At 59.9% G+C, this 18,732-nt stretch carries 13 protein-coding genes and 2 tRNA genes; 12 read left to right on the forward strand and 3 right to left on the reverse strand.

What is annotated here, in order from left to right:
• Window positions 1–409 precede the first annotated feature (409 nt).
• The 6 genes from surE (at window position 410) to ABJK70_RS08075 (ending at window position 8,730) form a co-directional block, all read left to right on the forward strand.
• Entirely contained in the window at window positions 410–1,165 is a 756-nt protein-coding gene (gene surE, locus ABJK70_RS08050) for a 5'/3'-nucleotidase SurE (RefSeq protein WP_077732477.1), read from the forward strand.
• Window positions 1,162–1,821: a protein-L-isoaspartate(D-aspartate) O-methyltransferase gene (locus tag ABJK70_RS08055; protein ID WP_077732478.1), complete on the forward strand. Its 660-nt coding sequence runs from the start codon at window positions 1,162–1,164 to the stop codon at window positions 1,819–1,821. The genes surE and ABJK70_RS08055 overlap by 4 nt, the downstream gene beginning before the upstream one ends.
• Before the next feature lie 36 nt (window positions 1,822–1,857).
• A complete protein-coding gene (locus ABJK70_RS08060; RefSeq protein WP_077732479.1) occupies window positions 1,858–2,472 on the forward strand; it encodes a DedA family protein in 615 nt (204 codons plus the stop codon).
• Window positions 2,469–3,665: an iron-containing alcohol dehydrogenase gene (locus ABJK70_RS08065; protein WP_077732480.1), complete on the forward strand. Its 1,197-nt coding sequence runs from the start codon at window positions 2,469–2,471 to the stop codon at window positions 3,663–3,665. Before ABJK70_RS08060 ends, ABJK70_RS08065 begins: the two co-directional genes overlap by 4 nt.
• Before the next feature lie 7 nt (window positions 3,666–3,672).
• Window positions 3,673–6,351, forward strand: a complete 2,679-nt coding sequence (locus tag ABJK70_RS08070; protein WP_347257733.1) for a bifunctional acetate--CoA ligase family protein/GNAT family N-acetyltransferase — start codon at window positions 3,673–3,675, stop codon at window positions 6,349–6,351.
• Between the two features lie 72 nt (window positions 6,352–6,423).
• Window positions 6,424–8,730: a Tex family protein gene (locus ABJK70_RS08075; RefSeq protein ID WP_347257734.1), complete on the forward strand. Its 2,307-nt coding sequence runs from the start codon at window positions 6,424–6,426 to the stop codon at window positions 8,728–8,730.
• Window positions 8,731–9,001: 271 nt separating this feature from the next.
• Here ABJK70_RS08075 and ABJK70_RS08080 read toward each other — a convergent pair whose 3' ends face one another.
• Window positions 9,002–10,000, reverse strand: coding sequence for an alpha/beta hydrolase (locus ABJK70_RS08080; RefSeq protein WP_077732483.1), 999 nt, complete (start codon window positions 9,998–10,000; stop codon window positions 9,002–9,004).
• A gap of 145 nt (window positions 10,001–10,145) precedes the next feature.
• Between ABJK70_RS08080 and ABJK70_RS08085 the strand changes: the two genes are divergently transcribed.
• Window positions 10,146–12,296 (forward strand): AMP-binding protein, encoded by a 2,151-nt coding sequence (locus ABJK70_RS08085; protein WP_077732484.1) that lies wholly within the window; start codon window positions 10,146–10,148, stop codon window positions 12,294–12,296.
• Window positions 12,293–13,453 (forward strand): lysophospholipid transporter LplT, encoded by a 1,161-nt coding sequence (gene lplT / locus ABJK70_RS08090; protein ID WP_156879845.1) that lies wholly within the window; start codon window positions 12,293–12,295, stop codon window positions 13,451–13,453. The genes ABJK70_RS08085 and lplT overlap by 4 nt, the downstream gene beginning before the upstream one ends.
• Window positions 13,454–13,462: 9 nt before the next feature.
• Here lplT and ABJK70_RS08095 read toward each other — a convergent pair whose 3' ends face one another.
• Window positions 13,463–14,743, reverse strand: coding sequence for an MFS transporter (locus ABJK70_RS08095; RefSeq protein WP_156879844.1), 1,281 nt, complete (start codon window positions 14,741–14,743; stop codon window positions 13,463–13,465).
• 447 nt (window positions 14,744–15,190) lie between these two features.
• Between ABJK70_RS08095 and uvrC the strand changes: the two genes are divergently transcribed.
• From uvrC to ABJK70_RS08115, 4 genes are all read left to right on the forward strand, one after another.
• The gene (gene uvrC, locus ABJK70_RS08100; RefSeq protein ID WP_347257735.1) at window positions 15,191–17,029 is read left to right on the forward strand and encodes an excinuclease ABC subunit UvrC; all 1,839 of its coding nucleotides are present in this window, start codon (window positions 15,191–15,193) and stop codon (window positions 17,027–17,029) included.
• A gap of 2 nt (window positions 17,030–17,031) precedes the next feature.
• A complete protein-coding gene (gene pgsA, locus ABJK70_RS08105) occupies window positions 17,032–17,655 on the forward strand; it encodes a CDP-diacylglycerol--glycerol-3-phosphate 3-phosphatidyltransferase (protein WP_077732488.1) in 624 nt (207 codons plus the stop codon).
• Window positions 17,646–17,721 (forward strand) — tRNA-Gly (locus ABJK70_RS08110). Before pgsA ends, ABJK70_RS08110 begins: the two co-directional genes overlap by 10 nt.
• Before the next feature lie 54 nt (window positions 17,722–17,775).
• A tRNA-Cys gene (locus ABJK70_RS08115) sits at window positions 17,776–17,849 on the forward strand.
• Between the two features lie 348 nt (window positions 17,850–18,197).
• Here the strand turns inward: ABJK70_RS08115 and ABJK70_RS08120 are convergent.
• A complete protein-coding gene (locus ABJK70_RS08120) occupies window positions 18,198–18,473 on the reverse strand; it encodes a hypothetical protein (protein ID WP_086133537.1) in 276 nt (91 codons plus the stop codon).
• Window positions 18,474–18,732 lie beyond the last annotated feature (259 nt).

The raw sequence follows: 18,732 nt of genomic DNA on the forward strand, positions 1-18,732 counted from the left end.
GAGTGTTGGCGCGGAGCTTCTCGGCCAGCATATTCAAACGTTGCGAGTTCATCGGATGAAATCCTTGGTGGGGTAAGTTCGGATGGACCATATCTATACATTTTTCTTGCCGTCATTCCGGCAGGGATTGCCGGAATCCAGGGCACAGGGATGTGATCCGCCTCTGCCATCCATGGCCTCTGGACCCCGGCAATCCCTGCCGGGGTGACGACTTCCATGACAATCTTGCAATCGTCGAGGATTCGTTAACCAGCGTCAAGGCAGAGCCGCCAATGCCGCAATTCCCCTTATCTGTTATCGATAGTTGAAGCCGGCTGTACCCGCCGACCATCAGCCGCCTATCGCAGCAGATGCGCCGACTGGCCCGGTTCTTGTGTAAAATGGTCAAGGAATAGGGGGAGCATGCCTGATGCATATATTGTTGAGCAACGACGACGGTTATTCCGCCCAAGGACTGATCGCCTTGGCAAATGCGCTGGGGCAACGGGCGCGACTGACGGTTGTTGCCCCCGAACGAAACCGCAGCGGAGCGAGCAATTCGCTAACCTTGGACAGACCTTTGCGCGTCAGCCAAACCGAAAGCGGCTTCATCAAGATCGACGGCACACCGACCGATTGCGTGCATTTGGCTATCACGGGATTGTTACATGAGGAGCCGGACATGGTGTTCGCCGGCATCAATCACGGTTCCAACCTGGGAGATGACGTTATCTACTCCGGCACGGTGGCGGCAGCCACCGAAGGGCGTTTTTTGGGGCTTCCGGCGGTCGCGGTCTCCTTGGCGTCGAGCAATCCGCAGCACTTCGACACGGCAGCCCAAGTTGCCGTCACCTTGCTCAAACAGATCCAGGAACACCCCTTGCCGGCCGATACTATACTGAACGTCAACGTGCCCGATATTCCCCTGACAGAGCTTCGTGGCTTCCAATCCACTCGTCTGGGCCAGCGCCACAAGGCCGAACCCGTGATCCGGACGACCGACCCGCGCGGGCGCGAGATCTACTGGATCGGCTCCGCCGGTCCGGAGCAAGATGCCGGACCCGGCACCGATTTTCACGCCATACGCAACAACTACGTATCCGTCACACCTTTGCAAATCGATTTGACCCGTTACGAAAGTCTTCAGCGATTGGCCGACTGGCTTCCGCGTGAGGTTATTCCATGAACCGTCGGCTTCAGGGTATCGGCATGACCTCCCGCAGAACGAGGGAGCGCATGGTCAGCCGATTGAAGGAACAAGGAATCAGCAATCAGTCTGTGCTAGCCGTCATGCTGGAAACGCCCAGACATATCTTTGTCGAAGAGGCTTTCGCGAGCCGTGCGTACGAAGACACGGCGCTCCCGATCGGATTCAACCAGACGATCTCCCAGCCTTATATCGTGGCTCGCATGACCGAACTGCTGCTGGAAAAAGGCCCGTTGGACAAGGTGCTCGAAGTCGGCACCGGCTCGGGTTACCAGACCGCTGTATTGGCGCAACTCGTAAAGCGGGTTCATTCGGTGGAACGCATTTACCCCCTTCAGCAGCGCGCCCGCCGCTGCATTCAGGATCTTCACCTGCGCAATGTGCGCATGAAGCACAGTGACGGCGGCTGGGGCTGGGACGATTACGCGCCCTACGACGGCATCATCGTCACCGCGGCACCGCCGGAGCTGCCGCAGCCACTGCTCGACCAAATGGCACGGGGTGGTGTCATGGTGATACCCATCGGCGACGGACGCGAGCAGTTTCTACAGCGGATTACGCGCACGGAAGTCGGGTTTCAGGCGGAAATCATCGAACCTGTCAGCTTCGTGCCTCTGCAAGGCGGATTGCTTTGACAAACAGCCCTCTCTTTCAGGATTAAGGAATTCCCGATGCATGAACTGATCAATTGGCTGGTGACGACCATCGGCGCGATGGGCTACACCGGAATTTTTCTGCTGATGGCCATGGAAAGCTCGGTTTTCCCCATCCCCAGCGAAATCGTCATGCCGCCCGCGGGCTATCTGGCCCAGCAGGGCAAGATGGACATGACCCTGGTGATCCTCAGCGGAACGGCGGGAAGCCTGGTCGGGGCTTACGCCAACTATTTCGTCGCGCGCTGGCTGGGCAGGCCGCTCCTGATCAAATACGGCAAGTACGTCTGGATTACCGAGGAGCACTTCAACCGGGTGGAGAAGTTTTTCCTCGCGCACGGCGAAATCTCCACCTTCGTCGGGCGGCTCCTGCCCGTAGCGAGACATCTGATCTCGTTACCGGCCGGCCTCGCCAACATGAATCATCTCAAGTTCAGCTTTTACACGCTGCTCGGGGCGGGGATCTGGGTATCGGTGCTCAGCTGGATCGGCTATTTCATCGGTGAAAACCAGGAGCTGATCGCGCGCTATTCGGAACACGCGGTCATCGACGTGATCATATTCAGCATCGTCCTGGTTGGAATTTATGTCGCGATCCATCGCCGCAGGACCCGCAGCCAGACGCACTCATGACTATCCCCGTATTTTCGATTTCCCGCCTTCCCCGCATTCTTTTCGGTTCCGGCCAATTGGCGGAACTGCCGAAACTGGCTCGCTCCTACGGTCACAAAGCGCTGCTCGTCACCGGAGTGCGCTCCTTCCGCTCGTCGTCGCGCTGGCCCTGGCTGACGGATAACCTGACCGAGCAGGGCATGATCTTCGAACACATGACCGTCAGTGACGAGCCCACGCCGCAGTTGGTGGACGATGCCGTCGCCGCCTTTCATGGCCGCAACATCGGCCTGGTGGTCGCCATCGGGGGCGGCAGCGTGCTGGACGCCGCCAAGGCCATCGCGGGACTCCTGCCCCACGGCAATTCGGTCATGGATCACCTCGAGGGCGTAGGCCGTAACATTCCTTACACCGGACCTGCTACGCCGTTCATCGCCGTGCCCACCACCGCCGGCACCGGCAGCGAAGCGACCAAGAACGCCGTCTTGAGCGTGCGCGGCGAGCACGGCTTCAAGAAATCGTTCCGCCATGACTGCCTGGTTCCCGAATACGCGATCGTCGATCCCGATCTGCTCGACACTTGCCCGCCGGATCTCATCGCCGCCGACGGCATGGACGCGTTCACGCAATTATTGGAATCGTACGTTTCCGCTCGCGCCAACCCGATGACCGACGCCCTCGCGAAAAGCGGCATGGAAGCATTTTGCGGCGGGTTCGTCGCAGCATTGAAAGGAGGCGACGGCGAGCAAGCCCGAGCCGGGCGCAGCGCCATCGCTTATGCATCGCTCGTGTCCGGCGTCACCCTGGCGCAGGCGGGACTGGGCTCGGTACACGGGCTCGCCGCGCCGCTGGGTGCTTTCTATCCGATACCCCACGGTCTCGCCTGCGGCACCCTGCTCGCCGAAGCCACGGCCATCAATATCCGCGCGCTGCGGGAGAGAGCTCCGGAGAATCCGGCCTTGAAGAAATACGCCGGTATCGCCGAACTCCTGACCGGCCATGGCTTCAAAACCCAGATGGAAGCTTGCAACGCCTTGGTCGAACAGTTGCACGATTGGACCGAACGGCTGGCTCTGAAGCGCCTCGGCCATTTCGGCGTGGAATCGGCGCACATCCCTAAGATCGTCGCCAACGCCCGCGGCACCAGCATGCAGACAAATCCGGTAACGCTCACCGACGGCGAAATCGGCGAAATCCTCCTCACCAGAATCTGAGGCCGATATGGCACGCCATTACCTCGAGCATTTGTTCAGCCCGAAGTCCATAGCCGTGTTCGGGGCCAGCGAGTTGCCCGACTCGGTCGGCGCGCGGATCTATCAAAATCTCTTGGACGGCGGTTTTCAAGGCCCGATCTACCCGATCAATCCCAAGTATCAACTGGTCCGGGATCAGGTCTGTTTCTCGTCGATCGAAGAGGTGAAGGAACACGTGGATCTCGCGATCATCGCCACACCGGCCGCCACCGTCCCCCTCATCATCCGCGCTTGCGGCCAACAAGGGGTCAAGGCCGCCATCGTCATTTCGGCGGGATTTGCCGAACAGGAGGGCAACGGCCGAATGCTGGAGCGGGCCTTGCTGGAAGAAGGCAAGCGCTATGGGCTCCGGATTCTCGGTCCCAACTGCCTGGGGCTGATGCGCCCTTCGGTCGGCCTCAATGCCACTTTCAGCAATAATGTCGCGGAACCGGGTTCGCTCGCCCTGGTCTCCCAGTCGGGAGCGCTTTGCACGGCGATTCTGGACTGGGCGAGCGCCCATCGCATCGGTTTTTCGACCATGGTGTCCTTAGGCGCCGGAGCCGATGTCACCTTCGGGGACATCCTAGACTATCTCGCTCTCGATCCCGAAACCCGCAGCATCCTGATGTACGTGGAAGGCGTGCGTGATGCGCGGCGTTTCATGAGCGGGCTCAGGGCCGCGGCTCGCATGAAGCCGGTGATCGTGATCAAGGCCGGCCGCCATGCCGAAGGCTCCCGAGCGGCCATGTCGCACACCGGCGCGCTGGTCGGTTCGGATGATGTCTTCGACGCCGCGCTGCAAAGGGCCGGCGTGGTTCGGGCCACCACCATCGAACAGCTTTTCGCCGCCGCCCAGCTCCTCGCGACCCAGCACCGCGTTCGAGGCAATCGCCTCGTGATCATCACCAACGCGGGCGGACCGGGGGTGATGGCAACCGACCGGGCCGTCGAGCAAGGCATCCGGCTCGCCGAACTGGGCGGACCGACCTTCGACAAGCTGAACGCGGTGCTGCCCAAACAGTGGTCGCACAATAATCCCGTCGATATCCTGGGCGACGCCACCCCCGAACGGTATCGGGCGGCCGTCGAGGTCTGTCTGGCCGACGAAAGCGTGGACGGCGCCCTGGTGTTGCTCACGCCGCAGGCCATGACCGATCCCACGGAAGCCGCGGAGGCCGTCATTCGCGCCGCCGAACAGAGCCGCAAGCCGATACTCACCTGCTGGCTGGGAGAAACCTACGTCCAAAAAGGGCGAGAACTGTTTACCGCACATCAGATTCCGACCTTCGCGAACCCCGAGAGCGCCATCGAAGCGTTCGGCTATCTGGCGGAATATCACCGTAACCAACAGATGCTGATGCAGGTGCCGGGGCCGTTGGCCTCGCACCAGATGCCAGACCTGACCGGCGCCCGCCTCATCATCGAGGGCGCCCTGGCGGAACGGCGGACGCTGCTATCCTCGCTCGAGACCCGCGCCGTTCTGCGCGCCTTCGACATTCCCGTGCCGCCGGCGCTGAACGCCCATTCGCCCAACGAGGCGTTATCGGCGGCCGAATACCTGGGTTTTCCGGTCGCGCTGAAGATCCTGTCGCCGGACATCACCCACAAGTCCGATGTCGACGGCGTCCGGCTCAACATCAACAGCGCCCAGACGGTGCGGAACGCCTATAACGATCTGGTGTCGACGGTGCAAGCCCGAAGGCCGAACGCGCGGATCGAGGGCGTAACGGTCGAAAAGATGTACCGTAACCGCAACGGCCGGGAACTGCTGGTCGGCGTGGTCGACGATCCGATTTTCGGCCCGGTCGTGAGTTTCGGCTCGGGCGGCACGGCGGTGGAAATCCTCAAGGACCGTGCGGTCGCCCTGCCCCCGCTCAACGAGCACATCGTCCAGACGATGATCGGCCAAACCCGTGTCGCACGGCTGCTCGGACAGTTCCGCAACCTCCCGCCGGTCAAGCTGGAGGCGATCGAACAAGTGTTGCTGCGGCTCTCGGAGATGGTCTGCGAACTCCCCGAGATCAAGGAGATGGATATCAATCCTCTGGTGGCGGACGACCAAGGCGTGTTCGCCCTGGATGCCCGCATTGCGGTGCATGAGCCGCAGCCTGGACGCCGGCCCTACGGGCACATGGCTGTCCACCCCTATCCCGGCCACTTGATTAGACAGTATCAGCTCGCCGACGGCACCAACATCATCATTCGGCCGATCCGTCCCGAAGACGCGGAAATCGAGAAGCGTTTCGTGAAGCAGCTTTCGCCCGAGGCCAAATTCTTCCGCTTCATGAACGCCTTGCAGGAATTGAGTCAGGACATGCTGATACGTTTGACTCAGCTTGATTACGACCGCGAACTGGCGCTCGTCGCCATCGTCGATTCCGGGGCCGAAGAAACGGAACTCGGCGTGGCGCGCTATTTCACCAATCCGGATGGCGAAACCGCCGAATTCGCCCTGGTGGTTGCCGACGAATGGCAGCACCGTGGGTTGGGTACACGGCTGATGTCCTGCCTGATCGACGCCGCTCGCGAGATGGGGCTCAAATCTTTGCGGGGCGAAATCCTGGCGAACAACGTCAAAATGCTCGGCCTAATGAAACGGCTGGCGTTCACCTGTCATACCAAAACCGACGACTCCACCATCGTCATCGCCGAAAAGTCACTGTGATTCTACTGGCGGATTTTTGGAAACATCCGCGAATGCTAAAATTTCACCCCTTTTTACTCTTGAGGTTTGTTGATGAACATCATCGCCCGTATCGCTGAAGAGCTCGGCGTCCGAGAAAGACAGGTCCAGGCAGCCGTGGACCTGCTGGACGAAGGAGCTACGGTGCCGTTTATTGCGCGCTACCGTAAAGAAGCGACGGGCGGTTTGGACGATACGCAGCTCAGAACCTTGGAAGTTCGGCTCTCTTATCTCCGCGAACTCGAGGACCGCCGCCAGACCATCCTGGACAGCATCCGAGAACAGGACAAGCTGACCCCGGAGCTGGAACAAGCCATTCTCGCCGCCGACACCAAGACCCTGCTGGAAGACCTTTACCTTCCCTACAAACCCAAACGGCGCACCAAGGCCCAAATCGCGCGGGAAGCCGGTCTGGAACCCCTGGCCGACGCCTTGCTTGGCGATCCGTCCCTGGTACCGGAGACGGAAGCACAGCAATACGTCGATGCGGACAAAGGCGTTCCCGACGTCGCGGCGGCGCTGGAAGGGGCAAGGCAAATCCTCATGGAACGGTTCGCCGAGCACGCCGGGCTTCTGGCCGAGCTGCGTGAACGAATTTGGAACGAGGGCATCCTCGCCTCGACGGTCGCCGATGGGAAAGAACAGGCCGGAGCGAAGTTCCGGGACTATTTCGATTTCGCCGAGCCTATCGCGAAGATCCCGTCCCATCGCGCGCTGGCCCTGTTCCGGGGACGCAACGAGGACGTGCTGGACCTGGCCCTGAAAGTCGGCAAGGATGAGGACGCCGCGCATAAAGCCGCGGAAAGCCTGATCGCGAGGACCTTCGGCATCGCCGACAAAGGGCGGCCCGCGGACCGCTGGCTGGCCGACACGGTGCATTACGCCTGGAAAGTCAAAATCCTGACCCGCATCGACCTCGACCTCAAGCAGCGCCTCCGCGAAGCCGCCGAAGCCGAGGCGATTCAGGTTTTCGCCAAGAACCTCAAGGATTTGCTGCTCGCGGCGCCCGCCGGCCCCCGCACCACCATGGGCCTGGATCCGGGGCTACGCACCGGCGTCAAGGTCGCGGTGGTGGACAAAACCGGCAAGCTGCTGGAAACCGCGACGATTTACCCCCACGTGCCGCAAAATCAGTGGGATCAATCGATCGCAACGCTGGCCCGGCTGATCGCCCAGCACGGCGTCGAACTGGTCGCCACGGGCAACGGCACCGCCTCCCGCGAGACCGATCAGCTGGTCGGCGATCTCATCAAGCGCCATCCCGAATTGAATATCACCAAGGTGATGGTGTCGGAGGCGGGGGCATCGGTTTATTCGGCGTCCGAACTGGCCGCCAAGGAATTTCCGGATCTCGACGTCTCACTGCGCGGTGCCGTTTCGATCGCCCGCCGCTTGCAGGACCCCTTGGCCGAACTGGTAAAAATCGAACCCAAGGCCATAGGCGTCGGCCAATACCAGCACGATGTTAACCAGTCGCAGCTCTCCAAAAGCCTCGACGCGGTGGTCGAGGACTGCGTGAATGCCGTGGGCGTCGACGTGAACACGGCTTCGGCTTCGCTGCTCCGTTACGTTTCCGGACTGTCCCAGACCATCAGCCAGAACATCGTCGAATACCGAAACCAGAACGGCGCTTTCAACAGCCGCGAAGATCTCAAAAAAGTCCCGCGACTCGGAGAAAAAACCTTCGAGCAGGCGGCCGGATTTCTCCGCATCATGAACGGGAACAATCCGCTCGACACCTCGGCCGTGCACCCCGAGGCTTATCCGGTGGTGGAACGCATCATCGGCACCACCGGCAAGGATATCCGCGAATTGATCGGCAACGCGGCCTTCCTACGCGGCGTCAACGCCGAGAATTACACCGACGAACGCTTCGGCCTTCCGACCGTCACCGACATTCTGCGCGAGCTGGAAAAGCCCGGCCGCGATCCGCGTCCGGAATTCAAGACCGCACAGTTCAAGGAAGGCGTGGACAAGATCGAGGACCTCAAACCCGGCATGATGCTCGAAGGCGTCGTCACCAATGTCACCAATTTCGGCGCTTTCGTCGACATCGGCGTGCACCAGGACGGCCTGGTGCACATCTCGCACTTGTCCGACAAGTTCGTCAAAGACCCGCGCGAGGTGGTCAAGGCGGGAGACGTGGTGAAAGTGAAAGTGCTTGAAGTGGACGTACCGAGACGCCGCATCGGTCTGTCGATGAAAAAGGATGCGGCCCCCACTCCCGGTTCGGAGCGGGATTCGTCGCGCACCTCGGGTAGGACAGCCGAACCCAGAGCCAAAAAGCCACGGCAGGAACCCTCCTCCAAACCGCAAGGCGCCATGGCGGAGGCGTTGGCCAAAGCACTCCGGAAAGGCTGATAGTCATTACGCCGGTTACGGCGGCGCGACGGGTTCCAACGGAATCCCCCACCTCCCGGCGCTATAAGCCGCTTCTTATACGCGGCCGGTAACAGCCCCACCGGACGCGGTTTTACTCGCGCCCTAAGCGTTTTTCGCCACAGTGACCGGCGTAGACTGGGAAAACCGCCCCGCATGTGGTAGGTCGGCAATCCTTTGCCGGCGAAGGTGTCGGCAAAGGATTGCCGACCTACTTCGGGCGCTACGTCAAACCGGAAAATGCTCTAGTGCCTCAAGGATTGAGGAAAGCCAGCATGTTCCGCCTGTCGGCTCCCGACGGCAAGGGTTTGGACCTATCCGCAACCCACGCCGCGATATCGGCCCAAGGCTTGGCGGCGCTCAGATCGCGCAGCAGCAAATGGTAACCCTGCTCGTAAAGCGCGACACGGGCGGTCCCGGTTTTCGACAGCTTCTTCAGCATTAGGGAAACGGGCTCTTTGGGGATCACTTGGTCGTGCTCGCCATAGAGGACTAAAACCTCTTTATTCAGCTGCTCAACTCGCGAAAGCGCCTCGTCCATGAGATTGACCAGCCCGTAAATCGCATCGACTCGCGTCTCCTTTATGACCAGGGGATCGCGACCGAGACCGCGCAACATCTCGATATTGTCGGAAGGGAGAATCCCGAGGCTTTCCCCGGTCAACTGAAGCCAGGGCACGGTACTTACCGAAATCGAAAGCAAGGCCCGTTGATACCAGGGCATGGTGCTCCTGCCCCACACGGCCGGTGCCGAGAGAATGATCCCATCGGCCAGCGGAGGCCGTTCCGATGCCGTCGCAACAATCGCCAAGGCTCCGCCCATACTCTCGCCGAGGATATAAACCGGTTTGCCCGGATGGTTCTTGCCGACGAGTCGCGTGAATTGTCTCAGATCGTCGACATAGGCATCCATTCCGGCCCAGAGGCCCCGTCCCGGCGCATTCCCGAAGCCTCTCTGATCGTAGGCGTACAAGGCAATTCCGTGCTCGCTCAGATAGCGGCCGGGCATGGTGAAAGCATTGCTGTAATCGTTGAAACCGTGGAGCGCCACGACCACCGCCTTGGCTTTGCCATCGTGAGGAAGCCAGGATCGCACCGGCAAAACGGCGCCATCCGTAGCGACGAAATGGGCTTTACGGAGCTGCGGTTCAACATGTTCGGGTCCCGAGGGATGGATGAGCGGCGTACAGCCACCGAGCAGCAGACATGGAAAAAGCACGAAGCAAGACAGGCGAAGAGTTTTCAGAGTCATGACGGGTATCAGAGTTGCGGACGGGTCCTATATTACCTTTGATTGCGACGGTTTGCCGAGGTTGCGCATTAATCTGTTCACCGCACTGGAATATATTGAACACTGTTTATTTTTGACCTAGACTTTCTTCTCGGAGGTGAACACCATGATAAAAATAATGCTTCGCTGGATTCTCGCCCGGCTGTTCCGCGTCAAAGTCGTCGGTCTCGAAAACTACCAAAAGGCGGGGGCTCGAGTCCTGATCGCCGCCAATCACTCGTCCTACCTCGACCCGATACTCTTGTGGGTCTTTCTGCCGGACGAGGTCACATTCGCGATCAATACCCACATCGCCCAGCACTGGTGGGTGCGGCCGGCTCTCAGGTTCGCCAAGGTGTTTCCGATGGACCCCACCCAGCCGCTGTCGGTCAAGGCCCTGACCCATTATCTGAAAGAGGACCGCAAAGCGGTGATTTTTCCGGAAGGACGCATCACGGTGACCGGAGCCTTGATGAAGATTTACGACGGCGCCGGGCTGATCGCCGAAAAATCCGGCGCAACGGTTCTGCCGATCCGAATCGACGGCACTCAATACACCATATTTTCCCGTCTGCACGGGGTGGTGCGGCTGCGCTGGTTTCCGCCTATCACGCTGAACATTCTGCCGCCCCGCGAAGTCAGTCCGCCGTCGGAGATCACTGGTCCCGAGCGGCGGCATCAGGTCGGGCTCATGCTGTCCGATTTGATGAGCGAGATGATGTTCGAGACCAGCAATTACCGGCGGACGGTGTTCTCGGCCTTGCTCGACGCACGGAGGACTCACGGCGGCGGGCATCGCGTGCTCGAGGACGTACAGCGGAAACCCCTCAGCTATGATCGGCTGATCGCACAAGTCCTCGCCCTGGGCCGCAAACTGGCGGAAAAAACCGAAGACGGCGAAGCGGTCGGTCTCTTGCTGCCCAACCTGAGCGGTACGGTAGCCGCATTCCTGGGGCTTCAAGTTCACGGGCGCCTCCCCGCCATGCTGAATTTCAGCGCCGGCACCCGCAATCTCCTGTCGAGCTGCGCCACGGCGAAAATCAAGACCGTGGTCACGGCCCGTCGTTTCGTCGCCACGGCGAAATTGGAGGAATCCGTAGAGGCTTTGTCGGAAAAAGCGAGGGTGATCTATCTCGAAGACCTGGGCCGGGAGCTGGGCGCCCGGGACAAGCTCAGGGCTTTCCTCGCCGCGCTCACCGCCGATTACTGGTACCGCGGCCGGCGCAACCCGGATGATCCGGCGGTAATCCTGTTCACCTCGGGTTCGGAGGGCGAACCGAAAGGGGTCGTGCTTTCCCACGCTAACCTCCTCTCCAACCGCGAACAGCTCGCCGCACGCTTCGATTTCAATGCCCAGGACGTCATCCTCAACGTTCTGCCCGTCTTTCACGCCTTCGGTTTGACCGCCGGCACGCTGCTGCCCTTGCTGTCCGGCATGCGCCTGTTCCTGTATCCCTCGCCTTTGCATTACCGAATCATTCCCGAAGTGGCCTACGACATCAACGCCACGATCCTGTTCGGCACCAATACCTTTCTCCACGGTTATGCAAAGCATGCCCATCCCTACGATTTTTATAGCGTGCGCTATGTCTTCGCCGGCGCGGAAAAACTGCAAGCCGATACCCGCAAGCTTTGGGCCGAGAAATTCGGACTCCGCGTACTGGAAGGCTACGGGGCCACGGAAACTTCGCCGGTATTATCCGCCAATACGCCCATGTACTACCGGGAAGGCACGGTGGGGCGCTTTTTCCCCGGCATCCAATGGCGGCTGGAAGAGGTTCCCGGCGTAACCGAGGGAGGGCGCCTCCACGTGACCGGCCCCAACGTCATGCTGGGCTACCTCCGCCCCGGGCATTCGGGCGAACTCGAGCCGCCCGCCTCGCAGTATGGACTCGGCTGGTACGACACCGGCGATATCGTCCGCATCGACGAGGAAGGTTTCGTCAGCATTCTCGGCCGCGTCAAACGGTTCGCCAAGATCGGCGGGGAAATGGTGTCGCTTAACGCGGTCGAAGAGCTGGCCGCGCGGATTTGGCCGGGACAGCGGCACGCGGCGGTTGCGCTGTCCGACCCCAAGAAAGGCGAAAAGATCGTACTCGCCACCGAGTACCGGAACGCCGATCGCGCCGAACTAACAGCCCGAGCACAGCAGGAAGGTGTCGGCGAACTCTGTCTGCCCAAGGATATCCGGGTGCTCAAGGAACTGCCCCTGCTTGCCACCGGCAAGGTGGATTATCCGGCGCTTACCGGGTTCGTCCGGGAAGGGAGCGAATCATGAACCGGGGACTTCGTTCGCTGATCGCTGCGCAGTTTCTCTCCGCGTTCTCGGACAACGCCATGCTCTTCACGGTCATCGCCATCGTGCTGCAAAGCGGTGATCGCGGCCCCTGGTACGTCCCGGCCCTGCAAAGCGTTTTCCTGGTGGCGTTCGTGATGCTGACGCCCTGGGTCGGAGCGTTCGCCGACCGGCATTCGAAGCCGAAGGTTCTTATTTTGGCGAATGTCGTCAAGGCACTCGGCGGACTTCTGATACTGCTCGGCGTCGAGCCTCTGATCGGCTATGCCGTCGTCGGCGTGGGTGCGGCAACCTACAGCCCCGCCAAATACGGGATCTTGCCCGAACTGGCCGATCACACGCGGTTGGTCAGGATCAACAGTTGGATCGAAGGCGCGACCATCGCCGCGATCCTGCTGGGCACCGTGATCGGAGCGAAGCTCGCCGATGCCTCGATCGATCTGGCGCTTGCCTTGACCGTCGCGTTCTATGTCATTTCCGCCGGGGTTACGCTCCTCTTGCCCAGGCTGCCGGCACGCGGCGCGCGCCCCGGTTCGTCCTTGACCAAACTGGTGCACGTAATCAAAGAGCTATTGAAATCAGAACGTGCCCGGTTAGTTCTAATCGCCCTGAGCTTGTTCTGGGCCTCTGCCGCCACTCTGAGAATTATTCTCGTAACCTGGGCGCCGCAAGTGCTCGATACGCAAACCGCGGGGGAAATCGCGCAGCTGACCCTGTTTCTCGCCGTCGGCATCGTCATTGGCTCAGGTATAGTCCCGCGCCTAATTCCCCTGGAGCACATCCGGCGTGCACGGCTTGCCGCGTATGCGCTGAGCCTATTTTTTCTGCTCCTGGCCGGTGTCGATAGCCTGTGGCCGGCCAGAGCGACGCTGCTGGCCATCGGCATCGCCGGCGGCCTGTTCGTCGTGCCGCTTAACGCGGCGATCCAGCAGATCGGTCATCATACGGTCGGCAGCGGCGGCGCCGTGGCGGTCCAGAATTTCTTTCAGAACGCCGCGATGCTGGTGAGCATGGGGATTTATACCTTCGCGTCGACTCAGGGCATCGGCCCGGTGGCTGCGATTCTCGCCCTGGGCGTGGTTGTCCTGGCCATGACGGTGCTAGTTTCCTGGTGCCTGCCGCGGCAACCGGCGGTGTAGCAGGCATACCTACAACTCCGCGGCGCGCCGTTCGCCTTCGGCCACATCGACATTCCAGAGCAGCGCGCCGCCCAGGGTAAAGAGCACCAGCAAGGAGAGTATCGAAAGCCGCGGTTCGCCGGTGGCATGGCTGACGATCCCCACCAGCACGGGACCCAGAACCGCCGCGAACTTGCTGAGCAGGTTGAAAAAACCGAAGAATTCGCCGGACTTTTCTTTCGGAATGAGGCGCGCGTAAAGCGCTCGGCTGAGAGCCTGAACCCCGCCCTGGACCAAGCCTATGCCCACGGCGATCCCGTAAAACTCCCACTGCCGGCTCATGACGGAACCCCAAACCACCAGCAACGCATACGTCGCGAGTCCCGCGAGAATGCCGGATTTGGCGCCGAAGCGCTGACCGAGCCAGCCGTAAGCGAGCGTTGCCGGAACGCCGACGGCTTGCGTGATGAGCAAGGCCAACATCAGCCCGCCGGCATCGAAGCCGATCGCCAGCGCGTAGTCCACCGCCATGTGGACGATGGTGTCCACGCCATCGATGTAAAGCCAGTAAGCGCCCAAGAACAGCATGACGATCTTCAGCCGCCGGACATGCCGGAAGGTTTCCCGAAGCTGCATCAACCCATACTTGACGGCGTTGGCACCGCTGGCACACCGGGGAGGCGGCTCCCGAACGACGAACAGCAAAGGCAGGGTGAACACGAACCACCATACGGCCACGGACAGGAACGACATTCGGACTGCGGCGGACGCATCCGCAAGACCGAACCACTCCGGCTTTTGCGTCATCAGAATGTTGACGGCGAAGAGCGCGCCACCGCCGAGATAGCCCATCCCCACCCCGAAGGCGGATACATGCTCGAAGCGGGCGGGAATCGTCACCGAAGGCAACAGCGCGTCGTAAAAAACCATTCCGGTGGAAAACCCCACGAGCCCGAGGCCGAATAGGGTAAGCGCCAATTCCCAGGCTCCCTGCTCGATCCAGAAGAGTCCTGCGGTCATGGTAATGCCGATGAACGCGCAAAGCGCGAGCAAAGGCTTCTTCCACCCCCCGGCGTCCGACAGCGATCCGAGCACCGGCGCCAGAACCAGCGCGACCAAAGCGCCTACAGAACTTACCGCCCCCAGCCAAAAGGTGCTTTCCGTCACCGGCAGCCCGCTCGCCCAAAACTGCTTGAAAAAGACCGGAAAAAAAGCCGCCATCACCGTCGTGGCGAACGACGAGGTCGCCACGTCGTAGAGAGCCCACGCCCGTTCGCGGGAGCGAAGCGAAGTCGAGTCGGAAATATCCATATTGGTATTAGAGTGAGTAAACAAAAGCGACGATCACTTCTTTCTTAGAATTCCGCCGTCATTTTTTCACGGAAAAACGGATGAACCCGGCGGAATATCACCTGTATCGACAAATGCTTTTTCCGCCCGGCAACGGGCACGATCAGAATGAACGGTGGTCTTTATTAAAACACGTTCCGATTGCGCCGCTCTGGCCCAAGGCAATCCCATGCAAAACAGCAGAATCACGCCGATGAAGCTGATTGACCATTATCGCTGTCACGGCTTGAAAGATGGAAGATCCGGCGTTTTTATTGTCGCGCCGTCTTGCGGTTTCCTTTGCTTGATTCTGCAGCGCTCGGCCTGTACGTCCATTGTTCTTGAGGTAAGGCGACAGACTGTCGAACTGCGTGCCCTTGCCCGTTCGGGATTATAATGTTCTCTTCTTGACGAATCGGCCTATCTGTCATGAATTTGCGCGAAGACGCCCCGTCCTTCGACATCAAAGCTTTCCTCGAAACTCTGACCCAGCTACCTGGTGTTTACAGGATGCTGGATGACAAGGGTGAAGTGATTTACGTCGGCAAGGCGAAAAACCTGAAAAAGCGGGTATCCAGCTATTTTTCGGGCAAAGACTGTTCGCCCAAGCAGCAAGCCATGGTGGCACGGATATGCTCGATCGACGTGAGGGTGACGCACACCGAGGGCGAGGCGCTCCTTCTGGAAAGCCAGCTCATCAAGCGCCACAAGCCGCGCTACAACATCAATCTGCGCGACGACAAGAGCTATCCTTATATTTATGTTTCGACCCATCAGCCTTTTCCTCGCATTACCTTCCATCGTGGCGCCAAGAGCAAGCTCGGCCGCTACTTCGGGCCTTATCCGAGCGCCAGCGCGGTGCGGGAAAGCTTAAAGTTGCTGCAGAAGATCTTTCCCGTGCGTCAGTGCCAGGATTCTTACTTCCAAAACCGCTCTCGCCCCTGCCTGCAATACCAAATCGAACGCTGTACCGCGCCCTGCGTGGATCTGATCGATCGTGAAACATACGCCCAGGACGTGCAGGATACCGTCATGTTCCTGGAGGGAAACGGCAAGCGGCTGATCGACGATTTGGCGGGACGCATGGAAAAAGCCGCGGCCGATCTCCATTTCGAGCGAGCGGCGCGCTATCGCGACCAGATCGCGAGTCTGAGAACGGTCTTGGCAAAACAGGCGGTACACGGCGAACACGGCGATATCGACATCATCGCCTGCGCAATCAAGGGCAACGTCGCCTGCGTACAGATGTTGTTCATTCGCGGCGGACAGCAAATCGGCGACCGCGCCTACTTCCCCAGCATGCTGGAGGAGCACGATCCGGGCAGCATCCTGGCGGCGTTCATCCCTCAGTTTTACCTTGGGAAACAGGTTCCCCGAGAAATCCTCATCAGCCATCCGATCGAGGATGCCGAGCTAGTCGCAGAAGTGCTCGCCAGCCAATCCGGCCATGCCGTGCAGATCGCGGCGCGGCTCCGCGGCGAACGTCAGAAACGCCTGCAGCTGGCGCTCATCAATGCCGAGAACGCCTTGAATGCGAAATTGGCGAATCGGCAGGACCTGTATGCGCGCTTTCTCAGTCTGGGCGAGGCCCTACATTGCCCGGAACCGCCGAAACGCCTGGAATGCTTCGACATCAGCCATACCCAGGGCGACCAAACCGTCGCATCCTGCGTGGTGTTCGACCGGCAAGGTGCGGTCAAATCCGCTTACCGCCGCTTCAACATCGAGGGCGTTACGCCCGGTGACGACTACGGCGCCCTGGCGCAAGCGGTTTCGCGGCGTTATCAGCGAATCAAGCAGGGCGAGATCGAAGCGCCGGACATCCTGTTCATCGACGGCGGCAAAGGCCAGGTCAACGCCGTGCGCGAGGTTTTGAGCGAACTCGGAATGAATAGCATTCGCACTGTCGGAGTGGCCAAGGGTCCCGATCGTAAACCGGGAATGGAAACCCTCTTCCCGGCGGGCTCGTCCGATGCCATCATTCTGCCCAGCCACTCGCCCGCCCTGCTACTGATTCAGCAGATTCGCGACGAAGCCCACCGTTTCGCCATCACAGGGCATCGTCAACGACGCGCCAAAGCCCGAAAACAGTCCACTCTCGACGATATCGCGGGACTGGGTCCGAAGCGGCGCCAGCAACTGTTGCGACAGTTCGGCGGCCTCAGGGAAATCAGCCGTGCCGGCGTGGACGCCCTGAGCAGCGTCGAAGGCATCAGCGCTCAATTGGCAAAGCGCATTTATGAAACGTTCCACGAGAGAGAAAGCTGAACATGGAGTTGAATCTCCCCACCAACTTGACGTTACTTCGGATCGTGTTGATTCCGGTCCTGGTCGTCTTTTTCTATCTACCGTGGAGTGGCGCCCACATCGCCTGCGCGTTGATTTTTGCAGTCGCCGCCGTAACCGACTGGTTGGATGGTTATCTGGCCCGCAAAATGAGCCAAACCACCCGCTTCGGGGCATTTCTCGATCCCGTCGCCGACAAGCTGATGGTGGCCGTCACGCTGGTCTTGATCGTCCAGGCCGACCCCAGTCCTTACGTAGCCATCGCTGCCGCAGTCATCATCGGACGCGAAATCACGATCGCCTCTCTGCGCGAATGGATGGCGGAAGTCGGACAGCGCAAGCGCGTGGAAGTATCTTGGCTGGGCAAATGGAAAACGACCGCCCAGATGCTCGCGATAGTCACGCTCCTGCTGAGCATGGATGTCTGGCTAGGTTTTCTAAAAAACCTCGGGCAGTTGTTTCTGCTGATATCCGCCATACTGACGCTCTGGTCGATGGTCAATTATCTGAAGGCCGCACTGCCAGTGCTCAAAGGCGATAACGAAGAGTTGACAAAGCCTCCAGTGATACCTAAAATTCCAACTCTCAACAGCACGACGCGGGAATAGCTCAGTTGGTAGAGCACAACCTTGCCAAGGTTGGGGTCGCGAGTTCGAGTCTCGTTTCCCGCTCCAAATTCAGAAAGCCGCGATAAGAGACGCGGCTTTTTACTTTGGCAAGCCCACTTAGGCTGAGTGGCAGAGTGGTCATGCAGCGGCCTGCAAAGCCGTGGACGCCGGTTCGATTCCGACCTCAGCCTCCATAAAATCCCACCAAAATCATATAGATATCAAGATATCGGCGCGATACCGCCGATATTTTTTATTGCCAATACCCACCAAAAACAGGTAAAAATCGGACAAAAATCGCTTCAGGTGTGGCAGAAACCACACGGAAGCGGACAAAAAGTCCGTCGACGCCAGTTCAAGGGGGGTACCGTGGCTACGATCCGTCAGCGAGTAGGTCGGGAATCCTTTCCCGACGACACGTCAGGCCGAGCGTCTTCGTCGGCAAAGGATTGCCGACCTACGAATGCTTGTAAAGGAGTCAGGCTTTGGTTATTTGCCTTAGGCTCGATGGTTAGAGCATTCGTTTCCGGCCGCGCTTCATTTCATCCAGCAGCCAGCAGCCGCTCATTGACGCTTCGCGCGTGTTCGATGTCCCAGATCCGGATCGCTTCCTCGAGTTCGACCTTGCCTTCGTTGACCATTTTGCAAAGGCCGGCTCGTAGGGCATGGCGCTTGATGATGAGCGGATCTTCGGGGGTGTCGGCCAAGTGCTTTTCCCATTCCGCCGCCTTTTGCGGATCTTTGTAGTAGTTGACCCAGCCTTCTTCGGCCCGGAGGCCGAAGGATACGGCCAGCATCAAAATCAAAAGCGCTTTCATTCGTCGATCGCCAAATCAGCTCCCGCTTTTAGCCCAGCTTCAATAAGAAACCCGGCCGCGGGGTGCCAGCCGGGTATCTAGCATGCTGCGAACTACAAGACTCGCTCGCTATTGCATCGCTTTCTGCCTCACCGCACTGGTGCTTACATGATGGCTCTCAAGATATATCCATGGCTGAATCAGAGTGGCAGAGAGCTCTATCATCAACGTATCCAGATTATTGGCATATTGTCGGACGCTGAATAAGGGTGGAGGGAAG

The sequence above is a fragment of the Methylocaldum sp. genome (genome assembly GCF_039794385.1).
In the GTDB taxonomy this organism is placed as follows: domain Bacteria; phylum Pseudomonadota; class Gammaproteobacteria; order Methylococcales; family Methylococcaceae; genus Methylocaldum.